Source organism: Rothia sp. 27098_8_161 (assembly GCF_041432905.1).
Taxonomy (GTDB): Bacteria; Actinomycetota; Actinomycetes; order Actinomycetales; family Micrococcaceae; genus Rothia.
Genome location: NZ_JAPWAL010000049.1, coordinates 1 through 1,503 on the forward strand (window position 1 = coordinate 1; position 1,503 = coordinate 1,503).

The following is a 1,503-nucleotide window of genomic DNA, read 5'->3' on the forward strand; positions in this document are numbered from 1 at the left end:
CCAACACAACGCAGGTGACGGTACCCGCCACCATGCTCAGCACCATATTCTTACGCCACAGGTGCACCCCCACGGTCACCACCAGGCCCGCAAGGTACGGCGCTGCCGTAGCGAACGAGGAGTAATTAATCTTCGCCACCGCATAGATGGCAAGTAGTGCGACCGCGCCGAGCGGAATCCAGTGGCTGAGCGCATCCAGTAGTTCGGAGCCAGCCAGAGCCTTTTTCAGACCGAAGGGGAGCAGGCGCAACAGAAAAGTAATTCCAGCAGCAATGAACACCGCAGCAAGAATATATCCGGTGGTTACTTCACTGTTCATAAGGTTTATCTCTTTCTGCACTACCTCCCCCAAAGACCCATGAAAGAGTGAAAGAACCCTGAACGAAGCGTGTGGGTGAAGCCGTGAAAAAAGGGCAGGGAGAGCCTACTCATAGAGAAGGCGCTCAGTAGTGCGGTAGGTACGTGAGTTGATGAAAGCCGCGAATAGTGAGGTGGAGGGGTATTCCTTCCGGGCAGAGACTACATCTCTGTATGACCTCGGGTGGTGCCGCTCCCGGTGCGGTGTTACTCCGGGGCGGCACAGCGTTCTGCGTCGCTAGTTTCCTTAGCGGTGTCTTTCATCTGAGTCATGGGTACCTCAACTTCTGGGGGCCTCCGTGCAGGTTCGCATGTGAAGGCGTCTTTTGAATCCTAGAAATAGAAAGAGGGGAGAGCGGTGCTCTTCATCTATCCTAGCGGGTTTTGAACACATATGTAATGTTCTTACTGTTGTGTGGAAGCGGGCGCATCAGCGGTAGTGGTGGTGTCGCTACTCTCAGTTGTTTCTGCATAAACAGTACGATGCGGCAGGGTGCCGCGGCGCTTCGCTACCGGGAAGCGCACCAACAGTAGCACCACATACGAACCCAACGCCATCACCAGGAAAGAGGACGGCGCAAAAACTAGGGCTACCGTGGCAGAAATTGCCATAAATAATGCTGCCACACGATCCGGGTTAGCACGGTAACCGTCCATGGCAAGCACCGTGAAGAGTGCTACCATCACAAAATCAACGCCCTTTAAATCGCTCAAGAAGCTTGCACCGAGCACATACCCGAGGATTACGCTCAGAATCCATGAGACGTAAATCAGAGTGTTTACCCACAGGATGCGTGCACCGGAACGGTCATTGCGGTCAGGGCCGGAGTTGAGAGCAAACGCCTCATCACAGAGAGTGTGAATGGCGAAAAGCTTAGCCCAGAAACCCTTGATCCTGTGTAGAGGATAGGAAAGACCGTACACTAGATGGCGGGCATTCACGAGGAATACTGTCAACGCAATCGACGTGATAGAGGCACCACCAGAAATCATGCCCACCATCAAAAACTCCACCGAGCCGGCAAACACCAGTGAAGAAATCAGTGGTGCCGCCCAAAAAGGCATATGGTGCGCACTCAAAATAACACCCAAACCCAAACCCAGCACCGCGATACCGAGCATCACCACGGAAGAATCCGCCATAGC

2 protein-coding genes are annotated in these 1,503 nt (G+C 53.8%); both read right to left on the minus strand.

The features are described from left to right. Positions 1–319: branched-chain amino acid transporter permease (locus O3648_RS08265; protein ID WP_371569558.1), on the minus strand; the 319-nt coding region annotated here is incomplete at its 3' end. A gap of 443 nt (positions 320–762) precedes the next feature. Then, positions 763–1,503: AzlC family ABC transporter permease (locus tag O3648_RS08270; RefSeq protein ID WP_371569559.1), on the minus strand; the 741-nt coding region annotated here is incomplete at its 5' end.